At 71.0% G+C, this 23,634-nt stretch carries 20 protein-coding genes; 5 read left to right on the top strand and 15 right to left on the bottom strand.

Translation table 11 applies throughout. The features are described 5' to 3' along the window. Window positions 1-74: 74 nt before the first annotated feature. The 3 genes from AB0N07_RS04685 to AB0N07_RS04675 form a co-directional block, all read right to left on the bottom strand. Complete coding sequence (locus tag AB0N07_RS04685) at window positions 75-1,520, bottom strand: aldehyde dehydrogenase family protein (RefSeq protein ID WP_365832033.1); 1,446 nt, start codon at window positions 1,518-1,520, stop codon at window positions 75-77. A gap of 339 nt (window positions 1,521-1,859) precedes the next feature. Then, window positions 1,860-3,461 carry a PucR family transcriptional regulator gene (locus tag AB0N07_RS04680; protein WP_365832031.1) on the bottom strand — a complete coding sequence of 534 codons (1,602 nt, stop codon included), beginning with the start codon at window positions 3,459-3,461 and terminating at the stop codon, window positions 1,860-1,862. A 122-nt stretch (window positions 3,462-3,583) separates the two neighbouring features. Then, window positions 3,584-5,701 (bottom strand): ATP-binding protein, encoded by a 2,118-nt coding sequence (locus AB0N07_RS04675; RefSeq protein ID WP_365832029.1) that lies wholly within the window; start codon window positions 5,699-5,701, stop codon window positions 3,584-3,586. Between the two features lie 247 nt (window positions 5,702-5,948). Between AB0N07_RS04675 and gabT the strand changes: the two genes are divergently transcribed. Next, window positions 5,949-7,283 carry a 4-aminobutyrate--2-oxoglutarate transaminase gene (gene gabT, locus AB0N07_RS04670; RefSeq protein WP_365832027.1) on the top strand — a complete coding sequence of 445 codons (1,335 nt, stop codon included), beginning with the start codon at window positions 5,949-5,951 and terminating at the stop codon, window positions 7,281-7,283. Window positions 7,284-7,474: 191 nt separating this feature from the next. Further along, window positions 7,475-8,341 (top strand): phosphatase PAP2 family protein, encoded by an 867-nt coding sequence (locus tag AB0N07_RS04665; protein ID WP_365832025.1) that lies wholly within the window; start codon window positions 7,475-7,477, stop codon window positions 8,339-8,341. A 68-nt stretch (window positions 8,342-8,409) separates the two neighbouring features. Here AB0N07_RS04665 and AB0N07_RS04660 read toward each other — a convergent pair whose 3' ends face one another. The 7 genes from AB0N07_RS04660 to AB0N07_RS04630 form a co-directional block, all read right to left on the bottom strand. Beyond that, a complete protein-coding gene (locus tag AB0N07_RS04660) occupies window positions 8,410-8,862 on the bottom strand; it encodes a hypothetical protein (protein WP_365832023.1) in 453 nt (150 codons plus the stop codon). Between the two features lie 130 nt (window positions 8,863-8,992). Then, a complete protein-coding gene (locus AB0N07_RS04655) occupies window positions 8,993-10,444 on the bottom strand; it encodes an FAD-dependent oxidoreductase (RefSeq protein WP_365832021.1) in 1,452 nt (483 codons plus the stop codon). Between the two features lie 29 nt (window positions 10,445-10,473). Continuing rightward, the gene (locus tag AB0N07_RS04650; protein WP_365832019.1) at window positions 10,474-11,274 is read right to left on the bottom strand and encodes an ABC transporter permease; all 801 of its coding nucleotides are present in this window, start codon (window positions 11,272-11,274) and stop codon (window positions 10,474-10,476) included. Next, window positions 11,275-12,198, bottom strand: a complete 924-nt coding sequence (locus tag AB0N07_RS04645) for an ABC transporter permease (RefSeq protein ID WP_365832017.1) — start codon at window positions 12,196-12,198, stop codon at window positions 11,275-11,277. Then, on the bottom strand, window positions 12,198-13,349 hold the full coding sequence (locus tag AB0N07_RS04640) for an ABC transporter ATP-binding protein (RefSeq protein ID WP_365832015.1): 1,152 nt from the start codon (window positions 13,347-13,349) through the stop codon (window positions 12,198-12,200). Before AB0N07_RS04640 ends, AB0N07_RS04645 begins: the two co-directional genes overlap by 1 nt. Before the next feature lie 5 nt (window positions 13,350-13,354). Next, window positions 13,355-14,602, bottom strand: a complete 1,248-nt coding sequence (locus AB0N07_RS04635) for a spermidine/putrescine ABC transporter substrate-binding protein (protein ID WP_365832013.1) — start codon at window positions 14,600-14,602, stop codon at window positions 13,355-13,357. 50 nt (window positions 14,603-14,652) lie between these two features. Continuing rightward, window positions 14,653-16,188, bottom strand: coding sequence for a gamma-aminobutyraldehyde dehydrogenase (locus AB0N07_RS04630; protein ID WP_365832012.1), 1,536 nt, complete (start codon window positions 16,186-16,188; stop codon window positions 14,653-14,655). A gap of 211 nt (window positions 16,189-16,399) precedes the next feature. Between AB0N07_RS04630 and AB0N07_RS04625 the strand changes: the two genes are divergently transcribed. After that, entirely contained in the window at window positions 16,400-16,981 is a 582-nt protein-coding gene (locus tag AB0N07_RS04625; RefSeq protein WP_365832011.1) for an NADAR family protein, read from the top strand. Between the two features lie 343 nt (window positions 16,982-17,324). Here the strand turns inward: AB0N07_RS04625 and AB0N07_RS04620 are convergent, their stop codons facing one another. After that, window positions 17,325-18,041, bottom strand: a complete 717-nt coding sequence (locus AB0N07_RS04620; protein WP_365832010.1) for a DUF4190 domain-containing protein — start codon at window positions 18,039-18,041, stop codon at window positions 17,325-17,327. A gap of 147 nt (window positions 18,042-18,188) precedes the next feature. Between AB0N07_RS04620 and AB0N07_RS04615 the strand changes: the two genes are divergently transcribed. Further along, window positions 18,189-19,310, top strand: a complete 1,122-nt coding sequence (locus tag AB0N07_RS04615) for an adenosine deaminase (protein ID WP_365832093.1) — start codon at window positions 18,189-18,191, stop codon at window positions 19,308-19,310. Between the two features lie 34 nt (window positions 19,311-19,344). Further along, window positions 19,345-20,031, top strand: a complete 687-nt coding sequence (locus AB0N07_RS04610; RefSeq protein ID WP_365832008.1) for a glycerophosphodiester phosphodiesterase — start codon at window positions 19,345-19,347, stop codon at window positions 20,029-20,031. A 4-nt stretch (window positions 20,032-20,035) separates the two neighbouring features. Here the strand turns inward: AB0N07_RS04610 and AB0N07_RS04605 are convergent, their stop codons facing one another. The 4 genes from AB0N07_RS04605 to AB0N07_RS04590 all read right to left on the bottom strand — a co-directional run bounded on the left by AB0N07_RS04605 (window position 20,036) and on the right by AB0N07_RS04590 (window position 23,634). Beyond that, window positions 20,036-21,718, bottom strand: coding sequence for a sigma-70 family RNA polymerase sigma factor (locus AB0N07_RS04605; RefSeq protein ID WP_365832006.1), 1,683 nt, complete (start codon window positions 21,716-21,718; stop codon window positions 20,036-20,038). 419 nt (window positions 21,719-22,137) lie between these two features. Then, complete coding sequence (locus tag AB0N07_RS04600; protein WP_365832004.1) at window positions 22,138-22,662, bottom strand: hypothetical protein; 525 nt, start codon at window positions 22,660-22,662, stop codon at window positions 22,138-22,140. Between the two features lie 47 nt (window positions 22,663-22,709). Further along, entirely contained in the window at window positions 22,710-23,159 is a 450-nt protein-coding gene (locus AB0N07_RS04595) for a hypothetical protein (RefSeq protein ID WP_365832002.1), read from the bottom strand. After that, window positions 23,143-23,634, bottom strand: a complete 492-nt coding sequence (locus AB0N07_RS04590) for an RNA polymerase sigma factor (RefSeq protein ID WP_115905582.1) — start codon at window positions 23,632-23,634, stop codon at window positions 23,143-23,145. The genes AB0N07_RS04595 and AB0N07_RS04590 overlap by 17 nt, the downstream gene beginning before the upstream one ends.

Below are 23,634 nucleotides of genomic sequence, written 5' to 3'. Positions count from 1 at the left end.
CGGCACCGGAAGGCATCGGTGCCGGGCCCCTTCGGGGAGCCTATATGAAAATGGTTCCCATTTGCCAGAGGGACCTAGAGGGCGAGTCCGGTGAGGACCAGCACCCGCTCGTACGTGTAGTCGTCCATGGCGAACTTCACGCCCTCGCGGCCCACGCCGGACTGCTTGGCGCCGCCGTACGGCATCTGGTCGGCCCGGTAGGAGGGGACGTCGCCGATGACCACGCCGCCCACCTCCAGCGCACGATGCGCCCGGAAGGCCACCTGGAGGTCGTGCGTGAACACACCCGCCTGGAGGCCGTACTTGGAGGAGTTGACGGCGGCGAAGGCCTCGGCCTCGCCGTCCACCTTCTGCACGGTCAGGACGGGCCCGAAGACCTCCTCGCAGGAGATCGTCGTGTCGGCCGGTACGTCGGTGAGGACGGTCGGCGCGTAGGAGGCGCCGTCGCGGTCGCCGCCGGTGAGCAGGGTGGCACCGGCCTCGACGGCCTCCTTCACCCAGGACTCGACGCGCTTGGCCGCGTCCTCGCTGACCAGCGGACCGACATCGGTCTTGTCGTCGGCCGGATCGCCGGTGACCTGGGCCTCGACGGCGGCGACGATGCGCGGCAGCAGCCGGTCGTACACCGACGCGTCCGCGATGACGCGCTGCACGGAGATGCAGGACTGGCCGCCCTGGTAGTTGGAGAAGGTGGCGATGCGGGTGGCGGCCCAGTCGAGGTCGGCGTCGGAGGCGTAGTCGCCGAGGACGACGGCCGCGCCATTGCCGCCCAGCTCCAGGGTGCAGTGCTTGCGCGGCACCGAGTCCATGATCGCGTAGCCGACCTTCTCGGAACCGGTGAAGGAGATGACCGGCAGGCGCTCGTCCTGGACCAGGGCGGGCATCTTGTCGTTGGCGACCGGGAGGATGCTCCAGGAGCCGGCCGGGAGGTCCGTCTCGGCGAGCAGGTCACCGATGATCAGACCGGAGAGCGGGGTGGCGGGCGCCGGCTTCAGGATGATCGGCGCGCCGGCCGCGATCGCCGGGGCGATCTTGTGGGCGCACAGGTTGAGCGGGAAGTTGAAGGGCGCGATGCCGAGGACCACGCCCTTGGGGAAGCGGCGGGTGAGGGCGAGACGGCCCTGGCCGCCGGCGTCGGTGTCGAGGCGCTGGGCCTCGCCGCCGTTGAAACGGCGGGCCTCTTCGGCGGCGAACCGGAAGACGGAGACTGCGCGGCCGACCTCGCCGCGGGCCCACTTGATCGGCTTGCCGTTCTCGGCGGAGATCAGCCGGGCGATCTCCTCGGTGCGCTCGGCGAGCCTGCGGCTGACGTGGTCGAGGGCGGCGGCGCGGACGTGGGCGGGGGTGGCGGCGAAGTCCTCGCGGACGGCGTGGGCGGCGGCGACGGCCTCCTCGACCTGGGCGTCGGTCGGCACGCTCACCTTGCCGACGAGGCGGCCGTCCCACGGGGAGGTGACGTCGAAGGTGTCCTCGCCCGTGGCCTGGCGGCCGGCGAGCCAGAAGGCGGTGGTGGAAGTCATGTGGTCCCGGCCCTTCCGCGTTAGGGGGTGTGCAGGGTGGTTGGGTCCACGGTAGGGCGGTGGGGGTGGGGGTGTGTTTGGCCGGGGTGTAGCGGTCGGGGGTGGAGATGCGCCGGATTGGCGTGGTGGCGGGTACAGAAGGGTTCTTCGCCCCCGCCGCCCCTTCCCGTCCCTACCCGATCCGGGGGCCGGCCCCCGGACCCCCGCTCCTCGAACGCCGGAGCGGCTGAATTCGGCTCAGCCATCTCAGCCCGTCCGGCGTTCGAGGACGAGGCCGTTCAGGCCGAAGCGAGGGTCCGGGGGCGGCAGCCCCCAGGGGGCGAGGAAACCCCAGGGTGGCTACTCCGCCGACGTCGCCTTCAGCGCCAGCCACAACTCCATCCGCACATCCGGATCGTCCAGCGACCGCCCCAGAATCTCCTCCACCCGCCGCATCCGGTACCGCAACGTGTGCCGATGCACCCCCAGATCCGCAGCCGCCGCATCCCACTGCCCATGCCGCGACAACCACGCCCGCAGCGAGGCCACCAGATCCCCCCGCCCGGTCGCGTCATGCTCGTACAGCGCCCGCAGCAACCCGTCGGCGAACGCCTTCACCGCGTCATCGGCCAGCAACGGCAGCACAGACCCCGCCGCCAGCTGCTCGTGCCCCACGCACACCCGCCCCCGCCGCCGGGCCACCGACAACGCCTGCTCGGCCTGCTTGTACGCCGCCGCGGCCGCGATCGGCCCCACGGGCGCCGACAGCCCGACCACCAGCTCGTCCTCCTCACCGCCGACGGCGTCCCGCGCCCCCTCCGCCCCGCTCCGCTGAGCCTCGACCGCCGCCGCGTACTCCCCGCACGCCGTGACCGCCGCACCGCCGTCCACGGCCAGCACGACCAACCGCTCCCCTTCGGGCACGACCAGCACGGCCTCCCCCGCCCGCGCGGCCGCCGACTCCACGATCTCGGCGAGCCCGGCCAGCGGATCGCCACCCGCGTCGGCGGCGGCCCGCGCGGCCGACTCCGCGATGATCAACCGGAAGGGCGCGTCCAGCAGCTCCCCGTACAGATGGCCCGCGACGGCCCGCGCATGGTCCGGCTCCCCCGCCAGCAGCATGCGCAGCACCGCCGCACCGATGCGCTGTTCCGCAGCGTGCAGCGACCGCGACCGTTCCGTCGTCAGCGTCAGCAGCGCGATCGCCGAGTGGACGGCATACCGCTCCGCCGTCCCCAGGGCGGCCGCCGTCCCCACCGCGAGCGCGGCCCGGGGCCGCCGCCCCGTCCCCAGGGAGTGCAGTTCGACGCGGTCCTCGTTGTCCGGGGGGCCGACCACCGAGGAGGCCGGCGCGGGCCGGTCCCGCAGCCGCTCCACGTCCGCCGTGAGCCGCGCGGCCCGCCGCCCCGCCCACTCCGGTGCGGTCGCGACGACGGCGCCCGAGGCGTCGTACAGCGCAGCCCATCCGTCGACCTGCGAGGCGAGTGCCGACAGCACTCCCTCGGGTCCGCCGGTCAGCGCCTGCTTGGTCAGTTCCCGCTGGGCGGCGAAGCCCGCCGTCACCGCCCGGTACTGGTCGGCGGCGATCGCCGCGGACACGGCCTTGCTGATGGCGAGGAAGGGCGTCCGCCGCGGCACCTCGAGCAGCGGCAGGCCCTCGCCCTCCGCCGCGTCGACCAGCGCCTTCGGGATCTCCTCGTAGTTGACCCCGACGGCGAAGCCGAGTCCGACGACGCCCGCCCCCACCAGCCGCTTCACATAGCGCCGCATCGCCTCCGGATCCTCCGCGTCCAGCTTCAGCGCGGTGATCAGCAGCAGCTCCCCGCCTTCCATGTAGGGCACGGGGTCGGCGAGCTCGCTGACATGCGCCCAGCGGACCGGCACGTCGAGGCGGTCCTCACCCGCGCGCACGGTGAGTTTGAGCGCGGAGTGGTGGACGAGCGAGGCGAGTGTCGGGGGCATGAGGCCTTCAGGTCAGGTTTGCGGGGATCGGGCGAACCTTTTGATCTTTTGGCCGCCTGGTATGAACGGCCTGTGCCGATTCTGCCTCAATGTACGGTCACCCGGTCCCGTGAAGTCCAGCCCTAACCTCTCAGATCCACCAGCAGAGGCGGCGCGTGCTCACCCTTGACGGTCGTCAGCGACAGCACCGCATGTCCGGGCGGCACCCCGTGCGCCAGTTCGGACGCCGACCACCGCTCGCGTTCGACCTGCCGGACGGTCACGGCCCGTGCGGTGGGCGCCTTGCCGGTGATGACGCGCCGGAGCATGTGGACGGCCTTGCCGGCCGGGGTCTCGGCGATGATCTGCCGGTCGGTGACGTCGCGTGCCTCGGTCCACTCCTTGCCCCAGACCTCGGCGAAGTCCTGCCCGTCCCACGGGGTGAGCCCGGACAGCGCCATACGGCATCCGGTGGAGCCGAGCAGCGGCCCGCGCAGCGGCCTCGGCACGTCGTCCAGGGTCCGCAGGGTCAGTACGACGCCCGCGTTCCCGGACCGCAGCCGCTGGATCCCGCGCACCGCCTCCGGGGTCACCGCCCCCGTCGCGTCGTCCAGCACCAGGCAGGCGAACAGCGACCGGTCCTCGCGTACCGGCACACTCGCGGTGAACTGCGCGAGCACCAGCCGCGCCAGCATCCGCGAGGCGTCCGCATGCCCGCGCTCGGGCAGGTCGATGCGCACCCGCACCGGGTGGTCGAGGGCCTTGAGCGAGAACGGCTTGGACTGCCCCGACGTGTCGAAGAACCCCGCGAAGGCGGGCCGGTCCAGCAGCGCCACCCGGTCCGCCAGCACCGCCGCCACATCCCCGGGGTGCCCCAACTGCCGTCGGCGGGCGTCCAGTTCCCGCAGCAGCGACTCCTGCCCGGAACCCTGCAGCGCCGTACGCAGCTCCTCCAGCGGCCCGGGCGATCCGTCCAGCAGCTGCCGCAGCTCCGGCACGGAGGGGAAACGGTCGTGTACCGCCCGGAAGGGGCCGAGCAGCTGGGCGAGCACGGTGGTGGACCGGCGGCTGTCACTGCCCGGGTGCGGATCGGCGAGGTCTCCGACCAGCGCCTCGGCCAGCACGGCCGCGGCCTCGTCCGGGTCACTCGTCCCGCCGTACAGGTCCAGGTCGTACACCGATTCCGGATTCCCGATCCGTACGACGACGTCGTAGGCGTCGACCGGTCCGAGCGCGGCGCCCGGCGTTCCGACGACGACCACTGCAGCTCGTCCCGCCAGCGCCTGCAGGCAGAGGGACTCCGCCAGCGGCCGTACCACCGAGCCGGTCTTGCCGGAACCGGCCGGCCCGACGACTGTGAGCGACGTCCCCAGGAGATCGGGGCTGAGGGCGAGTCCAGTGGCACGATAGCCGTAAGGGTTGCGCGGGTCGTCAGCGGTACGGCCCAGCCGTACCTGGCCGGTGATCAGGTCGTGCTGGGCGTGGCGGACGGGCAGGTCACGCTCGCCCGAAGGATGCAGGCAGGCGGCGGCGCCGTCCTTGAGTACGGCCCCGGTGAAAGCGGTGAGGCTGTGCCGGCCGCTTCGCACCCCCTGCCAGGCGCGGACCACGCGGGCGTGATCGACATCGCTCATCTCCCCGGTTCGGGCCGCCATGGAGAGCCGGTCGGCAGCGTCGTGGGCACCGGCAGCACGAAGCTGATTCCAGCAAGCCGGGTCCTCCTCCGGCCCGGGTGCAGGTGCTTGCCGGGGCTCGGGGCGCTTCAGGAGAGGGAGGGCGAACCGCCGCCAGACCTCGCTCCAACGGCCCAACTTGCCCACCGTCATCATGATCACCAAGGCGACGAGTAGTTCGTACCCCTCGTACACGAGGACGTTGCCGGTTTCGCTGTCGCCGCCCCGCCAAGAATCGGGGACGAGCAACTTGAACGGCAGAAGCCACCAGTCGCCCAGATAGCCGTTCTGCAGGAGCGACCACACGAGCCAGCCCACCAGAAAGGCGATCAGGGCCCCGCTGATCAACTGCCTCGTCGGAATCTGTTCCGGCTCCTCCCGAGGCCGCGGCCGATGCCCGAGCCGCCACACGCCGGGCGGTGTCTCCGGGCGCGGCGCCCGCAGCCACGTCAGGAACGCCGAGCCGTCCGGCCGCGGCGGCACGCCGGGTGCGGCCGTGGGCCTCGGCGGTACCTCCGGCGGACCTGCCGGACGCGGCACAGGATTCGCATGCGTACCCCGTGTGTCCTGCGTCCCGTCGCTGTCCATCACCCTCGCTCCCTGACCAGCCGTTCCGTCCACCGTCAGCGGTCAATCTAACGCCCCGGCACGGGGAGTTCACCGCTTACGCGGCCGGGCCCCGCACCGGGCGCCATGTCCACCGCGGACAAACCCGAACCCCCGACAGCGCCCACATGGAGCATGCCCACCCCCCTCTCCCTGCCCTAACCTGCGAGAAAAGAAGGCAAGAGTCCGCAAGAGCCTGTGCAAGGCCGCACACCCCCAGGAGCCCCTCATGAGTGCACTTCCGCAGGAGCGCCGGATCGTCACCGCCATCCCCGGCCCGAAGTCGCAGGAACTGCAGGCCCGCCGCACCGCAGCGGTCGCGCAGGGCGTGGGCTCCGTGCTGCCCGTGTTCACCGCGCGCGCGGGCGGCGGGATCATCGAGGACGTCGACGGCAACCGGCTCATCGACTTCGGCTCCGGCATCGCGGTGACGTCCGTCGGCGCGTCCGCCGAGGCCGTCGTACGCCGGGCGTCCGCGCAGCTTGCGGACTTCACCCACACCTGTTTCATGGTCACCCCGTACGAGGGCTACGTGGAGGTCGCCGAGGCCCTCGCCGAGCTCACCCCGGGTGACCACGCCAAGAAGTCCGCGCTGTTCAACAGCGGTGCCGAGGCCGTCGAGAACGCCGTCAAGATCGCCCGCGCGTACACCAAGCGCCAGGCCGTCGTCGTCTTCGACCACGGCTACCACGGCCGTACCAATCTGACGATGGCGCTGACCTCGAAGAACATGCCGTACAAGCACGGCTTCGGACCCTTCGCGCCCGAGGTGTACCGCGTCCCGGTCGCCTATGGCTACCGCTGGCCGACCGGTCCGGAGAACGCCGGTCCCGAGGCCGCCGCGCAGGCCATCGACCAGATCAGCAAGCAGGTCGGCCCGGACAACGTCGCCGCGATCATCATCGAGCCGGTGCTCGGCGAGGGCGGCTTCATCGAGCCCGCCAAGGGCTTCCTGCCGGCGATCCGGAAGTTCGCCGCCGACAACGGCATCGTCTTCGTCGCCGACGAGATCCAGTCCGGCTTCTGCCGCACCGGCCAGTGGTTCGCGTGCGAGGACGAGGGCATCGTCCCGGACCTGATCACCACCGCCAAGGGCATCGCGGGCGGTCTGCCGCTGGCCGCCGTGACCGGCCGCGCCGAGATCATGGACGCCGCGCACGCGGGCGGCCTGGGCGGCACCTACGGCGGCAACCCGGTCGCCTGCGCCGGTGCGCTCGGCTCGATCGAGACGATGAAGGAGCTCGACCTCAACGCCAGGGCGAAGAACATCGAGGCGGTCATGAAGGCCCGCCTCGGCGCCATGGCCGAGAAGTTCGACGTCATCGGTGACGTCCGCGGCCGCGGCGCGATGATCGCCATCGAGCTGGTCAAGGACCGTACGACCAAGGAGCCGAACCCGGAGGCGACCGCCGCGCTGGCCAAGGCCTGCCACGCCGAGGGCCTGCTGGTCCTGACCTGTGGCACCTACGGCAACGTCCTCCGCTTCCTGCCTCCGCTGGTCATCGGCGAGGACCTCCTGAACGAGGGTCTCGACATCATCGAGCAGGCCTTCGCGCGGATCTGAGCCCAGCGGAATCCCCAGCTCAAGCACAGGATGCGCGTCCCATGCGCACCACCCGCCCCAGCCCTGGCATCCCTCGCGATTCCGGGGCCGGGACGGTCGGCGTCAGGCCGTGTGAAGAACGTGTGCGAGGTGGATGGCGGGACGCGATTCCGTCTGTCTTCCGCCCATTCCCTGCCGTAGGTTCTACCCAGATGAGAGATACACCCCGCTCACAGGGGACTGTGGGCGATTTCAGGCCGTGGCCTCCCCAGCTACGACCTGGTCGTGCCCTCGCGCACACACACGGAGCTTCCGGCTCCGGATCTCCTCACCGATCGGACAGTCGCCCGCCCCAAACCCCCCGGGGTGGGCGTCGATCCGATCTGATCGGCCGCCTCGGAACTACCCCCCCTGTTCCGGGGCGGCCGACCTCCTTTCTTCTCCTTCTCGGGCTTCCCGCCCTCCTCTTCGCGCTGATCACCTGGCAGGTCGTGTCGGACGGCCTGCTGCTGCGCCTGGACCGGCGGGTCAGTGGCGCCCTCGCGCACCCCGACCGCTTCTCGGAACTCCTCGCCGACCTGGGCAACATCGGGGTGGCGGTGCCTGTGCTCGCCGTCGTCCTGGTGTACGTGGCCTGGCGTGGCCGTGCGACGGGGACGCACCGCTGGTGGCTGCCGCCGCTCGCGGCCGCGCTGCTGATGGCGCTGGTCCCGGCCCTGGTCGTGCCCCTCAAGGAACTGATCGACCGCCCGGGCACCCCCCTCGTGCCTCCGGCTACCGGCTACTACCCGTCCGGCCACACCGCGACGGCCGCCGTCGCCTACGGCTCGGCGACCCTGCTCCTGCTCCCCTGGCTCCGCGCGGTGTACGCCCGCCGTGCGCTGCTCGTCGCCTGCGCCGTCGCCAATCTCGCCGTCGGGTTCGGGCTGGTGCGGCGCGGTTATCACTGGCCCCTGGACGTAGTGGCCAGCTGGTGTCTGTGCACGGTGCTGATCGCGTCCCTGTGGATGTTCCTGGTCCGCGTCGGCCGTGCGGGGGCCGACGGGAGTGCGGTGAGTCCGAGCAGTCCGTCCTTGTGAGCCGTCTGCGCAGACCGTGAGCCGTCCGCGCAAGCCGCCTGTACAGACCTCTGGCCGTCAGTGGCCGGTCAGCTGTCCTCCTCACGCGCCAGGCCCGCCGCCGCCTCGTGCATCGCCAATTCGAGGAGTGATGGGTCCGTGAGAGTGCCCGAGCCGTCGGGCGGTACCAGCCAGCGGACGCCGCCGGTCGAGCGGCCCGGGTACGGCACCACGATCCAGGTGCCGGCCCCCGCCGTACGGATGCCGGTGCCCAGCCAGCGGGCCGCGGTGCCCGGCGGCACGAAGAAGCCCATGCGGGCGTCCCCGAAGTCGACAAGCACCGGACCCGGCCGGTCGAGGAAACGGGTGAGGACGTCGAGCGTGGCATAGCCGAGCCCGGCCGGAAGGATGAGCACGTCCCAGGCCTTGCCCGCGGGCAGCAGCGCGATCCCCAGGGGATTGCGCTCCCACTCCCAGCGGCAGGCCTCTGGATCCGGAGCAACGGACGCCAGCCACTCGACCGCCGTTTTCGCCCCAGCCATGAGGAGACCTCCTGTCTCTCCTGGACGCTGGTCGCGTCACGGGAGAGAGGGAGGTCTCCTGGCAGGCATTACGCGGGTTTTCCCGAGACGATGAAGTGAGCTGGGTCACAATCGCCGCGCACCGGGTGCCTCAGCTGTCGAACCCGAGCCCGAGTCGGTCCATTGTCCGCAGCCAGAGGTTGCGGCGGCCGCCGTGTGCGTCCGCGCGGGCCAGGGACCACTTGGTGAGTGCGATGCCGGTCCAGGCGAAGGGCTCGGGCGGGAACGGCAGCGGCTTCTTGCGGACCATCTCCAGCGAGGTCCGCTCCGTGGTCTGTCCCGCCAGCAGGTCCAGCATCACCTCGGCGCCGAAGCGGGTGGCGCCCACGCCGAGGCCCGTGTAGCCCGCCGCGTAGGCGACGTTGCCCTGGTGGGCGGTGCCGAAGAACGCCGAGAAGCGCGAGCAGGTGTCGATGGCGCCGCCCCAAGCATGCGTGAAACGGACGCCCTCCAGCTGCGGGAAGCAGGCGAAGAAGTGCCCGGCGAGCTTGGCGTAGGTCTCCGGCCGGTCGTCGTACTCGCGGCGCACCCGGCCGCCGTAGTGGTGGATCGCGTCGTAGCCGCCCCACAGGATGCGGTTGTCGGCGGACAGCCGGAAGTAGTGGAACTGGTTGGCGCTGTCCCCGAGGCCCTGGCGGTTCTTCCAGCCGATCGAGGCCAGCTGCTCCTCGCTGAGCGGCTCGGTCATCAGCGCGTAGTCGTAGACCGGAACGGTGTAGGCCCGTACGCGCTTGATCAGGTTGGGGAAGATGTTGGTGCCGAGCGCGACCTTGCGGGCGCGGACGGAGCCGTAGGGGGTGCGTACGGCCATGCCGGCGCCGTACGGCTTCAGGGTGAGGGCGGGGGTGTGCTCGTAGATGCGGACGCCGAGGGCGAGGCAGGCGCGCCTGAGGCCCCAGGCGAGCTTCGCCGGGTGGAGCATGGCGACGCCACGGCGGTCCCAGAGGCCGGCCTGGAATGTCGGTGAGTCGACTTGTTCCCGTACCGCTTCCGCGTCCAGGAACTCGACGCCCTCGGCGAGGCCCTCGCGCTCCATCTCCTCGTACCAGTCGCGCAGTTCCCACGCCTGGTAGGTCTCGGTCGCGACGTCGATCTCGCCGGTGCGCTCGAAGTCGCAGTCGAGGGAGTGGCGGGCGACCGCCTTCTCGATCTCGTCGAGGTTGCGGGCGCCCAGTTCCTGCAGCTTGTGGATCTCGTCCGGCCAGCGGGCCAGGCCGTTGGGCAGGCCGTGGGTGAGGGAGGCGGCGCAGAAGCCGCCGTTGCGGCCCGAGGCGGCCCAGCCCGCCTCGCGGCCTTCCAGCAGGACGACATCCCGTGCGGGGTCGCGCTCCTTGGCGATGAGCGCGGTCCACAGTCCGCTGTAGCCGCCGCCGACGACCAGCAGATCGCAGGTCTCGGTGCCGGTGAGCGCGGGCTCGGGGTGGGGCTTGCCGGGGTCTTCGAGCCAGTACGGGACCGGCTGTGCGTCGGAGAGAGACTTTGTCCAGCTCGGGGGTCTGGGGGCGTCGCCCCCAGAAAAGAGAGGCATGGCGCTTGGGGCCATGATTTCAACTCCCTACAGGGCTTCTGCGATTACGCCTTTTGCTTGTTGCGGCGATTCCCGATGAGCATCGAAGAAAGGACCAACAATACGGCGACGAGGAACATCGTCGTACCGATGACATTGATCTGGACGGGTGTGCCGCGCTGCGCCGAGCCCCAGACGAACATGGGGAACGTGACGGTCGAGCCCGCGTTGAAATTGGTGATGATGAAATCGTCGAAGGAGAGCGCGAAGGACAGCAGCGCACCGGCTGCGATTCCGGGGGCCGCGATGGGCAGGGTGACGCGCAGGAAGGTCTGCGCCGGGCCGGCGTAGAGGTCCTGTGCGGCCTGCTCCAGGCGCGGGTCCATGGACATCACGCGCGCCTTGACGGCGACGACGACGAAGCTGAGGCAGAACATGATGTGGGCGATGAGGATCGTCCAGAAGCCCAGCTGGGCACCCAGGTTGAGGAACAGGGTCAGCAGCGAGGCCGCCATGACGACCTCGGGCATCGCCATCGGCAGGAAGATCAGCGAGTTCACGGTGCCCCGCGCGCGGAACCGGTAGCGGACCAGCGCGAAGGCGATCATCGTGCCGAGGACGGTGGCGCCGATCGTCGCCCAGAAGGCGATCTGGAGGCTGATCGACAGCGAGCCGCACATGTCGGCGACACCGCAGGGATCCTTCCATGCGTCCGTGGAGAACTGCTGCCACTGGTAGTTGAAGCGCCCCTTCGGTTTGTTGAAGGAGAACACCGTGACGATGACGTTCGGGAGCAGGAGATATCCGAGCGTCAGGAGTCCCGCGATGACGACGAGATGGCGCTTGAGCCAGTTGAGGACGGACATTTAAACCAGATCCTCCGTCCCGGACTTGCGAATGTAGAGGGTGACCATGAGGAGAATCGCGGCCATGAGGATGAAGGAGAGGGCGGCCGCCGTCGGATAGTCCAGGATCCGCAGGAACTGGGTCTGGATGACGTTTCCGATCATGCGGGTGTCGGTCGAGCCGAGCAGTTCGGCGTTGACGTAGTCGCCGGCCGCCGGGATGAAGGTCAGCAGCGTGCCGGAGACCACGCCGGGCATCGACAGCGGGAAGGTGACCTTGCGGAAGGTGGTCCAGGGCTTGGCGTACAGGTCGCCGGCTGCCTCGTGGAGCCGCCCGTCGATGCGCTCCAGCGAGGTGTACAGCGGCAGGATCATGAACGGCAGGAAGTTGTACGTCAGTCCGCAGACCACCGCGAGCGGGGTGGCCAGGACGCGGTCGCCGGAGGTCCAGCCGAGCCAGTTGGTGACGTCCAGGACGTGCAGCGTGTGAAGGGTGCTCACCACCGGGCCGCTGTCCGCGAGGATCGTCTTCCAGGCGAGGGTGCGGATCAGGAAGCTGGTGAAGAACGGCGCGATCACCAGCACCATGATCAGGTTCCGCCAGCGGCCCGCGCGGAAGGCGATCAGATACGCCAGCGGGTAGCCCAGCAGCAGACACAGCACCGTGGCCGCGGCCGCGTACGCGACCGAGCGCAGGAACTGCGGCCAGTACTCGGACAGCGCGTCCCAGTAGGTGGCGAAGTGCCAGGTGACCTTGTAGCCCGCTTCCAGGGAGCCCGTCTGCACGGACGTGGAGGCCTGGTAGATCATCGGCAGCGCGAAGAAGACGATCAGCCAGAGGATGCCGGGGAGCAGCAGCCAGTACGGCACCAGGCGGCCGCGTTTGCGCGGGGGCTTGGTCTCGGGGGCGGGCGCCAGAGGCGGCGCCTCGGTGACGGCGGCCATCAGGCGGCGTCCTCCTCGACCTCGGCGACACCGGCGTCGATGTCCTGGTCCGCGTCGAGGCCGAAGGTGTGCGCCGGGTTCCAGTGCAGGACGACCTCGGCGCCGGGCACCAGCCGGGCGTCGCGGTCGATGTTCTGCGCGTACACCTCGAACTCGGGGCAGACGGGGCTGTCGATGACGTACTGCGTGGACACGCCGATGAACGAGGAGTCGGCGATCCTGCCGGTGATCCGGTTGCGGCCCTCGGTGATCTCGCCCGCGTCGTCGGCGTGAGTGAGGGAGATCTTCTCCGGGCGGACGCCGACCAGGACCTTGCCGCCGGTCGTCGTCGGCGCGGAACATCGCACCTCGGGCAGGACCAGCTTGCCGCCGCCCGCCTTGAGGACGATGTCGTCGCCGTTCTTGGTGTCGACCTCGGCCTCGATCAGGTTCGAGGTGCCGAGGAAGTTGGCGACGAAGGTGGTGTTCGGGTTCTCGTAGAGGTCGGTGGGCGAGCCGAGCTGTTCGACGCGGCCCGCGTTCATCACGGCGACCGTGTCGGCCATGGTCATGGCCTCCTCCTGGTCGTGCGTGACATGGATGAAGGTGATGCCGACCTCGGTCTGGATGCGCTTGAGCTCCAGCTGCATCTGGCGGCGCAGCTTGAGGTCGAGGGCGCCGAGGGGCTCGTCGAGGAGGAGCACCTTGGGGTGGTTGATCAGGGCGCGGGCCACGGCCACGCGCTGCTGCTGGCCGCCGGAGAGCTGGTGCGGCTTCTTGCGGGCCTGCTCGCCGAGCTGGACCAGCTCCAGCATGTCCTCGACCTGCTTCTTCACCGACTTGATGCCGCGCCGGCGCAGACCGAAGGCGACGTTCTCGAAGATGTCGAGGTGCGGGAAGAGGGCGTAGGACTGGAAGACCGTGTTCACCGGCCGCTTGTACGGCGGGAGATGCGTGACCTCCTGGTCGCCGAGGTGGACGGTGCCGCCGGAGGGCTCCTCCAGGCCGGCGATCATGCGCAGGGTGGTGGTCTTGCCGCAGCCGGAGGCGCCGAGCAGGGCGAAGAAGGAGCCCTGTGGCACGGTCAGGTCGAGCGGGTGTACGGCGGTGAAGGAGCCGTAGGTCTTGCTGATGCCCGAGAGGCGGACGTCGCCGCTGTTGTCTGTCGTCATCTTCGTCACGCCCCTGTGAGCTTCGCGAACTTCTGCTGGTAGGCCGTCTCTTCCTTCGAGCTCAGCGAGCGGAAGGCGTGGGACTTGGCCTGCATGGCCTTGTCGGGGACGATGAGCGGGTTGCTCGCCGCCGACTTGTCGATCTTGGCAAGGTAGGGCACCACTCCCGCGACCGGGCTCACGTAGTTGATGTACGCGGCGAGTTCGGCGGCCGGCTCCGGCTCGTAGTAGTAGTCGATGAGCCGCTCGGCGTTCGTCTTGTGGCGGGCCTTGTTGGGGATCAGCATGTTGTCGGTCGACGTCATGTAGCCGCTGTCGGGGATGACGTAGCCGACGTTCGGGTTGTCCGCCTGCAGCTGGACGATGTCGCCGCCCCAGGCGACACACGCGGCGAAGTCGCCCTTGGTGAGGTCCGACGTGTAGTCGTTGCCGGTGAAGCGGCGGATCTGGCCCTTGTCGACGGCCTTCTGGAGGCGGGCGATCACCGCGTCGTAGTCGTCGTCGGTGAACTTCGCGGGGTCCTTGCCCATGTCGAGCATGGTCATGCCGATGCTGTCGCGCATCTCGGTCAGGAAGCCGACGCGGCCCTTGAGCCTGGGGTTGTCGAGCAGGTCGGAGACCGACTTCACCTCTATGCCGTCGAGCGCCTTCTTGTTGTAGGCGATGACGGTCGAGATGCCCTGCCAGGGGTACGAGTAGGCGCGCCCGGGGTCCCAGTCGGGGCTGCGGAACTGGTCCGACAGGTTGGCGAAGGCGTGCGGCAGGTTGGACGCGTCCAGTTTCTGGACGTAGCCCAGGCGGATCATGCGGGCGGCCAGCCAGTCGGTGAGCACGAGGAGGTCACGGCCGGTGTCCTGGCCCGCGGCGAGCTGCGGCTGGATCTTGCCGAAGAACTCGTCGTTGTCGTTGATGTCCTCGGTGTACTTGACCGCGATGCCGGTCCGCTTGCCGAACGCGTCCAGCGTCGGGCGGTGCTTGCCGCTGTCGTCCACGTCGATGTACTCGGGCCAGTTGGAGAAGTTGATCACCTTCTCCTGCGCCGAGTGGTCGTCGGCGGAGACACCGCCCTGTGTCTTGCCCGCGGCGGGGATCCCGCAGCCGCTCAGCGCCGCGAGACCCCCGACGGTGAGCACGCCGCCCGCGGAGGCGCGCATCAGGGACCGCCGGGTCATCGCCGCCCGGCCGTTGCTCAGGCTGCGCCGCATCGCGGCCGCCACGGCCGGCGTCGGGCGGTCGGGCTCGTACTGCTCCATGCGCGTGGTGCCCTTTCGGGAGTGTGGCCGCCGGTCGTGCGGCCGGTCTGCTAGCGGTCCCCGAAGACGGTGCGGTGCCAGTCCTTCCTGGCCACCGCCGTGTTGTCGAACATGACGTGCTTGATCTGCGTGTACTCCTCGAACGAGTACGCGGACATGTCCTTGCCGAAGCCGGACGCCTTGTAGCCGCCGTGCGGCATCTCGCTGATGATCGGGATGTGGTCGTTGATCCACACGCAGCCCGCCTTGATCTCGCGGGTGGCACGGTTCGCCCGGTAGACGTCGCGGCTCCAGGCGGAGGCGGCGAGGCCGTACGGGGAGTCGTTGGCGAGCCTGATTCCCTCGTCATCGCCGTCGAAGGGCAGGACCACCAGGACCGGTCCGAAGATCTCCGACTGGACGATCTCGCTGTCCTGGGCGGCGTCGGCGACCAGGGTGGGGCGGTAGTAGGCGCCGTTCTCCAGCTCGCCCTTGGGGGCCTCGCCGCCGGTCACCACGCGCGCGTAGGAGCGCGCACGGTCGACGAAACCGGCGACGCGGTCGCGCTGGACGTGCGAGATCAGCGGGCCCAGGTCGGTGCCGGCGGCGAAGGGGTCGCCGAGCCGGACGGTCTCCATCAGGGCGGCGGTCCGCTCGACGAACGCCTCGTAGAGCGGGCGCTGCACATACGCGCGCGTGGCGGCCGTGCAGTCCTGCCCGGTGTTGATGAGCGCGCCCGCGACCGCGCCGTTGACGGCGGCCTCCAGGTCCGCGTCGTCGAAGACCACGAAGGGTGCCTTGCCGCCGAGCTCCAGGTGGATGCGCTTGACGGTGGCGGTGGCGATCTCGGCCACGCGCTTGCCGACGGCGGTGGAGCCGGTGAAGGAGGTCATGGCCACGTCGGGATGCCCGACGAGGCGCTCACCGGCCTCCTTGCCGGTGCCGGTGACGATGTTGATGACACCGTCCGGAATGCCGGCGTCGGTGGCGGCCTGCGCGAAGAGCAGTGAGGTGAGCGGCGTCAGCTCGGCGGGCTTGAGCACGATCGTGTTGCCCGCGGCGATCGCCGGGAGGATCTTCCAGGCGGCCATCTGGAGGGGGTAGTTCCAGGGCGCGATCGACCCGACGACACCAATGGGTTCACGGCGTACGTACGAGGTGTGGTCCCCGGAGTACTCACCGGCGGACTGCCCCTGCAGATGCCGGGCGGCGCCCGCGAAGAAGGCGGTGTTGTCGATGGTGCCCGGGACGTCGAACTCGCGGGTCAGCTTCAGCGGCTTGCCGCACTGCAGGCTCTCCGCGCGGGCGAACTGCTCGGCGCGGTCGGCGAGTACGGCGGCGAAGCGGTGCAGCGCGTCGGAGCGCTCGCCGGGGGTGGTGGCGGCCCAGCCGGGGAAGGCCTCGCGCGCGGCGGCCACGGCGGCGTCGACGTCGTCGGCGCCGGCCAGTTCGTACGTGTACACCTCCTCGCCCGTCGACGGGTCGACGACCGCGTGCGTACGGCCGGAGGTGCCCTTCGTCAGGCGGCCCGCGATGAACTGCGCGCCGTCCGCGAAGCGGTCCTGTGCGGGGAATCGTTCCGGGGTGGCGGTGCCCGGGTTCTGCATGTCGCTCTCCTCCGCCGTCGCCCCGTGGCTCCAGGGGGCGGGTGGCGTAGCTCCAGCTCGATTTGAGTGCCGATCCTGACAGAGCGATGGCACTCCTACAAGGGATTCCGTTGTTGCCTTTCGGTTACGCGACGGAATCTGTCGACCAGGTGTCGAGTGAGCTCGGAAAAGGGGGGACGGAGTGTCAGTGGTGGCTGCGAGACTCGCATGCATGGAAAAGATCACGGGGGAGTTCACGGGCAGGATCGACTCCCGGGAGGCATTGGTCAGGGCGGTCCGCGCCGGGGTCCGGGTCAAGTACCTCCGTTTCTGGGGTCATCGGGCGCGGGCGGACGGTCGGGTGGGGCCGAGCTGTCTGAGCCAGTGGTGGCCGTCGCCGTTCACGGTGGACGGGGTGGCCTATGCGACCGCCGAGCACTGGATGATGGCGGCCAAGGCGCGGCTCTTCGACGACACGGAGGCGGAGCGGCGGGTGCTGGCCGCGGAGCATCCGTCCCAGGCCAAGAAGGCGGGGCGGCTGGTGCGCGGCTTCGACGAGGGGACATGGGAGCGCGAGCGCTTCGGGATCGTGCTCGAGGGCAGCGTCCACAAGTTCGCCGCGCACACGGATCTGCGGGAGTTCCTGGTGAACACCGGCGATCGGGTGCTGGTCGAGGCGAGCCCCGTGGACCGGGTGTGGGGCATAGGCCTCGCGGCGGACGACGAGGCGGCGACCGATCCGGAGCGGTGGCGGGGGCCGAACCTGCTGGGCTTCGCGTTGATGGAGGCACGGGAGCGGTTGCGGGAGGAGTGAGCGGGCCTGCGGGTGCGGGGCGAGGCGGGCCGGGCGGTCGGCGCGAGGGAGGCCGGACGGGACGAGCCGGCCGGACGAGGCGGGCGGGCAGCCTCGCGAGGCAGGCGGACGGCCGGGCTGGTCAAGCGGGCCGAGCCAAGGCGGGTGAGACGGCCCGCCGAGACGGGCAGGGCGAGACAGGCAGCCGGCCGAGTCGGGCGGCCGGTGCGAGGGAGGCGGGCAGGCGGCCGGGCAGGCGGGACGAGCCGGCCCGGATGAGACGGGCCCGTCGACACGAGAAGGCGGGCGGCGGCGCGAGGCGGCCGGCCGGCCGGACGAGGCGAGTCGGGCCAGGCGGGCGGGGTCAGCCGCCGGCCACCGGTGGGGCCGACAGGCTGGGGGCGGAGTTGTAGGAGGGGCCCTCGTCCACGTTGTTCCTCTCGTCGTGCACGGTGGCGACGATCGCGATGATCATCAGGACCATCGTGGCGATGCCGAGGACGATCCCGACGATGCCCGTGATGAAGCCCGCCTGGGCCTGACCGCGGTTGTTGGCCTCACCCCGGTCCGCCCGCTGCTTCCCCTTGACTCCGAAGACGACCGCGAGGACACCGAGGACGACGGAGACGATGCCGTAGATGCAGAACATGCAGCAGGACAGGATGCCCAGCACCATCGCCGCGGTGCCCATGCCGTTCTGCGGGTACGGCTGCATACCGGGCCAGCCGTAGCCCTGCGGGTAGGCGGGGTAGCCGTATCCGCCGGGTGCCGGCGGCCCCTGCGGGCCGACGCCGGGGCCGGTGGGCGCTATCGGCGGGGGCGGTACAGCGGACTCGGACCAGCCGTCGGGGGCGGGGGGCGCATAGCCGGGGGCACCGAACCCGGGCGGGGCGAATCCGTCGCCCGGCAGGGACGTCACCGTGGCCTGGTCGTGCACCTGCGGCGGCTGGTCCTGCGGGAGAGGCTGCTGCCCGGACGCGGGCGGCCGACCGCCCTTCTCCAGCGAGGTCCTGCGCTCCGGCGGCGCCCACGGGTCGTGGTCTGCTCCTGCGCCCCCGCGCGGCTCTGTCTGGTCCGCCACGTTCCGTGTCCCCCTCGGTCGATCGTCACGCCATCGTATAAGCCCTGCCCCAGCGGTTCCGCCGCCCGGTCAATCAGCAGTTCCCGCGACGGCGGCACCGCCACGTCGGGACCCGTCCTACGATGATCCCGACCCACCGATCAGCCGATCACCCGCGTCCCGTTCGGGCCAGCCGCCCCGGGGCGCCGTTCCGGGGAGGAACCCTTGACCCAGCACCTGGGCGCTTTCGCCGCCGCGCCGCGCGACCTGCACACCTTCATCGCCGGACTGCCCAAGGCCGAACTGCATGTCCACCACGTCGGCTCCGCCTCCCCCCGGATCGTCTCGGAACTCGCCGCCCGGCACCCCGACTCCAAGGTGCCCACCGACCCCGAGGCCCTGGTGGACTTCTTCACCTTCACGGACTTCGCCCACTTCATCGAGGTGTATCTGTCCGTCGTGGACCTCATCCGCACCCCGGAGGACGTACGGCTGCTGACGTACGAGGTGGCCCGGGATCTGGCCCGGCAGCAGGTGCGCTACGCCGAGCTGACCATCACGCCGTTCTCCTCCACCCGCCGGGGCATCGACGAGCGGGCCTTCATGGACGCGATCGAGGACGCGCGGAAGGCGGCGGAGGCCGAGTTCGGGACGGTCCTGCGCTGGTGCTTCGACATTCCCGGCGAGGCGGGCCTGAAGTCGGCCGAGGAGACGGTCCGGCTCGCCACCGACGACCGGCTGCGGCCGGAGGGGCTGGTGTCGTTCGGGCTCGGCGGGCCCGAGATCGGAGTGCCACGGCCGCAGTTCAAGCCGTATTTCGACCGGGCGATCGCGGCAGGGCTGCGCTCCGTGCCGCACGCGGGCGAGACCACAGGACCGGAGACGGTGTGGGACGCGCTCACCCATCTGGGGGCCGAGCGCATCGGGCACGGCACCAACTCCTTCCAGGACCCGAAGCTCCTCGCGCACCTCGCCGAGCACCGGATTCCGCTGGAGGTCTGCCCGACCTCCAACATCGCCACGCGCGCGGTCCGCAGCCTCGACGAGCACCCGATCAAGGAGTTCGTGAAGGCCGGGATCGTCGTCACCATCAACTCCGACGATCCGCCGATGTTCGGCACCGATCTCAACAACGAGTACGCCGTCGCCGCGCGCCTGTTGAACCTCGACGCGCAGGGCCTCGCCGCACTCGCCAAGAGCGCCGTCGAGGCCTCCTTCCTCGACGAGCCCGGCAAGTCCGCGATCCGGGACGAGATCGACTCCTACACCTCGGCCTGGCTCGCCCCCTGACACCCGTCAGCAGGACGACCTCCACAATGGGGCCATGCAGAACGTGACCGCCGTGGCCCATCGCGGCGACCCCTACCGCGTCCGCGAGAACACGATCGACTCGCTGCGTTCCGCGCTCCGGCAGGGCGCGGACGCGGTCGAGATCGACGTACGGCTCACCAAGGACGGCGTCCCCGTGCTGCTGCACGACGAGACGCTGAAACGGCTGTGGGAGCACGAGCGGCCGCTCCGCTCGCTGTCGGCGGCCGAGGTGCGCGGTCTCACGGACGGCGGGGTGCCGACGCTCACCGAGGCGCTGGCCGCCACCGCCGGCACCCGGCTGATGCTGGACCTGCCGGGGCTGCGGGACGTGCGGGCGGCACGCCGCATCGTGGACGCCGCACGGGAGGCGGGGGCGGCCGACCGCGTCTACTACACCGCCGACGCCACCGCGATGCTCGCCGTCCGCGCCGCCGACACGTCCGCCGAGATCGCCCTGACCTGCACCAGCCTGGCGCCGCCGCGCCCCGCGCTGCTCGCGGCGGTGAAGCCGCGCTGGCTCAACTACCGCTTCTCCCTGGTGGACCGCGACCTGGCCGCCCGGGTGCACCACGACGGGTATCTGCTGTCCGTCTGGACCCCGGACACCCGCCGTTCCATGCGCCGCCTCATCGACCTCGGCGTCGACTCGATCACGACCAACCGCGTCGACGTCCTGTGCGCCCTGCGGGGCGGCGGCTGACCGGCTAGACCCGTGAGCGCTGGGCCACCGTCGCGGGGTCGGACGGGGTCGCGCGGGTGACGTACTGCGGAACCGGGGTGTCGTCCTTGCCGGTGTCGCGGACCAGGCCGTAGCGGATCGCGCCCTGGGCGGGGCCGGTGGTGATGTCCTTCTCGACGGCGTCCCAGGTGGTCGGGAAGACGTTCAGGTTGTAGTCGGCGCCGCGTTCGTTCAGGGTGAGGGTGACGCGGCCGTCGACGTAGAAGTACTCGTTCTGCCACATCTGCTGGGTGCCGGACGGCAGGACGTCGAAGCCGGTCGCCTTGCTGCCCATGCCGGTGGCCGTGGGGTCGGTGCTGCTGACGCGGTCGTCCATACGGCGGCCGCCGCCCGAGGCCACATGGAAGAGCCTGCCCTTCAGACCGGTCCAGGTCGGCGGAACCAGGCCGCCGGGCCGGTACTGCGGTTCGAGCTGCCAGCGGACCAGGACATAGCCCTGGCCGGTGAGCGTCACGCTGTCGCCGCGGTGGGTCATGGTGGCGTGCGCTCCGCCGGTGCTGGTGATGCCGGACGCGGGCCGGTGCGGGAGGACGGCGGGCCGGGTGTCCGGGGCGGGCGCCTTGTCGACGGCGTCGACGACGCTGCCGTACAGCTCGGTCTTCTCCTTCGTCTTCGTCACCGAAGGGGACGGGGAGGGCGTGGGCGGGGCGGACGGGGGCGGCGGGCGGCGGGTGCTCGACGCGGTGGGGGTACCGGAGGCGGCGCGCGGGGGCGGGGTGTGCGGGGTCTGGGCGACGACGTAGGCGCCGCCGGCGACGATGGTCGCGCTCGCCGTCACGGCGACGGCGGGCTTGGTCAGGACGCCGAGCACCTTGGCGGACCAGCCGACCGAGCCGGCGGCCACGGTCGTCTTGCCGCCGAAGACCAGGGAGAGTGTGAAGCCGACCGGGACCGGCACGAGCGCGATGCCGACGAGGAGCCGCTCCGCCGGTACGACCGACTCGCGGGCGTCGCCGCAGTAGGCGCAGCCCCTGATGTGCCGGGCCAGTCGCTTGCGCCAGACCGAGTCGGGCCGCCCGTCCCAGCGGCCGGTCAGCTCCCGCAACTGCGGGCATGCTCCGTCGAGCGCACGCACGATGCCGCGGGAGGTCTCCAGGCGCTCCTTCATGCGCTGGACGCGTACGGCGGCGTGCTGCCGGCTGATACCGACGGCCGCGGCCAGCTCCCGCCGGGTCAGCTCGCCCGCGACCTCCAGCCACCACAGCGACAGCAGCTGCCGGTCCTCGTCGTCCAGCCAGCGCACCGCCTCCGCCACCTCGCGCCGCTGGCCCTCCAACTGGAGCCGCAGCACGGTGAGTTCGGCGAAGTCGGTGGCCTCCCGGGCGGCGCCCTCGTCCAGCTGCCGAGGGGACCTGCGGCGCGCCCGGTCCCGTATCTGCCGCATGGCGATGGCCATCAGCCAGGACCGGAAGCTGTCCGGGTCACGGAGCGAGCCGAGGTTGTCGACGGCGCGCAGCATGGTCTCCTGGACGACGTCGTCGACGTCGGCATGGCCGTTCAGGGCACGCCCGACGACGTTGTAGACCAGCGGCAGCCAGCCCGCGACGAGCTCGTCCAACGCCTGCCGGTCACCGGCCTGTGCTGCCGCGATGGTGGGGCGCCACCGATGCCCGGCCCTCTCGTCCACGTACGTCCTCTCCCGGGTCATGTGCCGTTGGACCGCACCTTCTCAGCCGTACCGGGGGTGGTGGCTATGTCGGGGATCACAGGGTGCGCCGGGTGCGGGCGGGGCATGTGGGGGCTCCCGGGTGTGAGGGGAATGCGGGACGCGAGAGGAGACGCGGTGGAGACGGGCCGGATAACACTTTTTCGCCCGGCTCGGCCGACGGTCGGCCCCCGTCTCCGCCCGTGGCCTGTCCGGCCCGACTCCGGAGCCCTGCACGCCACAACCGCCGGACACCGGACGCGGACGCCGCCGACGCTCTCCTCAACGCCGTTGACCCCGGGAGCAGGTGGTGCGGCAGCGCGGACGTACACGATCCGGCGAGCGGGCGGGCGGCGGATGCCCGATTCCGGGCCGGCTCGACGCCGATGAACCCGGCATCCGGGCGGACGCACCCCCGGCACTCAAGCAGCGAGCGCCGGGGCGGTGTTCGGGCCGGTGAGTGTCTCCAGCTGCTTGATCTTCTTCCGTACGACGTACAGCGGGATCACCCCGAGGACCCCGAACGACATGTCGATCACCGACCACCAGAAGGGGATCCCCCGGAGCGGCCCGCAGACCAGGGCGAGCGGGACGATCCCGGCGCAGGCGATCATCGCGAACTCGACGACCCAGATGTTGCGGACCGGGTCGCGGTAGGGGCCGTAGAAGGCGACCGCGATGACGAGGTGGGCGAAGGCGAGCCAGTCCGTGCCGTAGAGCAGGAAGGGGTAGTCGGCGTCGGCGGTGTCGAGTCCGTGCCGGACGCGCTCGATCCAGTCCATGAGGGCGGGGACGTGGTCCGGAACGGACAGCGACCTCAGCAGCTCCTCGGTCCAGCGCAGTTCGTGGACCAGCGGGAAGGCCGTGGCGCCGCTGAGCACCAGGCAGACGGCGAAGAAGACCAGCCAGGCGCGGATGCCCTTCAACAGGGCGGCTCTGTCGCTCATGGCAGCAGCGTACGCCCGCTATTGAACGTGTTCAAAACTGGTTTCTCTCACCTGCTGGAGGGGATGGCACCTCCGGTACGGGCCGACCGCGCGACCGTCGGCACGGAGCTTGCCGACGGTTGGGTGGTTCGGGGGGCCGGCGGGCGGCTGGGGACCATGGAGGGGCTGGCGCTGGGAGCGGGCGTGAGCGGGGCGGGGGCCTTCGTCGACGGCGGCAGCGTCGAGGGGCTGCTCGCGGGCGGCGGGGCGAGAGGGACCACCGGGGAGGCCGGGCCTTCGGAGGCGGTCAGATGCAGGGGCAGCGCTACGAGAGCGGCGACACCGCAGGTCAGGGCCGCTCCGGCGGCCGCGCGCAGGAGACGGCGGCGGGATGCGCCGCGGCGGATCTCCTCGTACCGGCCGGGGGGTGCGCCGAGATATTCGGCGGGGGGCCGCAGGAGGACGGTGAGCGGGTCCTCGGGGTCGAAGTCCGGGCCCTCGTCAGAGTGTGTGATCAAGGCTTCTCCTCAGGTGGGCGCGGAGCAGTTCGCGGGCCGTGTGGAGGTCGGCCTTGACGGTTCCTTCCTTGCGTCCGGTCAGCACGGACACCTCCCGGATCGGCATGTCAGCGTAGTAGTGCAGCAGGATCGGGACGCGCAGTCGTTCCGGGAGGGACTGCACGAGCAGCCGTACCGAGGGGTCCGTCTGTTCGGGGTGCGGGGCCACCGCGGCCTCCGTGGTCGCCCGGCGCACGGCTCTGCGTTCGCGCTCCAGCTTGCGCCAGTGGTCCCGGACGAGGTTGGCCGCGGTGACGTAGAGGAAGCCGCGCGGTTCCGCGACGGACGTCCAGCGGGCCCAGAGCCGGGTGAACGCCTCGGAGGCGATCTCATGGGCCGTCTCGTCGTCGTCGACCAGCCGGCGGCACCAGCCGGCGAGACGCGGATAGAGGGCGGCGAACAGCTCGGACGCGGCCTTCTCACGGGACCGTTTCAA

Source organism: Streptomyces sp. NPDC051172, from assembly GCF_040682555.1.
Lineage (GTDB): Bacteria > Actinomycetota > Actinomycetes > Streptomycetales > Streptomycetaceae > Streptomyces.
Note: the sequence above shows the minus strand (reverse complement) of the source record. Positions and strands in the feature narration are given on the sequence as shown.